Origin of the sequence: Enterococcus sp. S53 (assembly GCF_016516865.1) — a bacterium.
In the GTDB taxonomy this organism is placed as follows: Bacteria; Bacillota; Bacilli; order Lactobacillales; family Enterococcaceae; genus Enterococcus_D; species Enterococcus_D innesii.
This window is the reverse complement of record NZ_JACVUH010000073.1, coordinates 1-406: the sequence shown is the minus strand read 5'-3', so window position 1 is coordinate 406 and position 406 is coordinate 1. Positions and strand designations below refer to the sequence as shown.

Below are 406 nucleotides of genomic sequence, written 5' to 3'. Positions count from 1 at the left end.
CAATTTATCGAAACAAAAGCACCCGAAGGTTATGTTTTGAATACGACACCAATTGTTTTCACAATTGAAACCTCAACAGCTAGTAAACCGGCAGTTGTTGCGGTAAGTGAGGACTATATAAACTATAAAGGATCCGCACAATTGTTGAAAACGAATAATGAAGATAATCCACTGTCTGGCGCAGAATTCAAAGTTATTGATAAGGAAGGCAAAACCATTCAAGAAGGCCTTGTTTCAGACGAAAAAGGAATCGTATCGGTAATTGAATTAGCACCAGGAGACTATCAATTTATTGAAACAAAAGCACCCGAAGGATATGTTTTGAATACAACACCAGTTGCTTTCACGATTGAATATTCAGCAAAAGGGCAACCCAAAGTAGTTGTGGCAAGCGAAGGTTTTGTAA

Annotated in this window: 1 protein-coding gene; it reads left to right on the top strand. The window is 37.9% G+C overall.

Annotated elements, in window-relative coordinates:
- Positions 1-36 precede the first annotated feature (36 nt).
- The coding region (locus tag IAE45_RS18725) for a prealbumin-like fold domain-containing protein (protein WP_267907358.1) at positions 37-406 on the top strand (370 nt) is incomplete at its 3' end.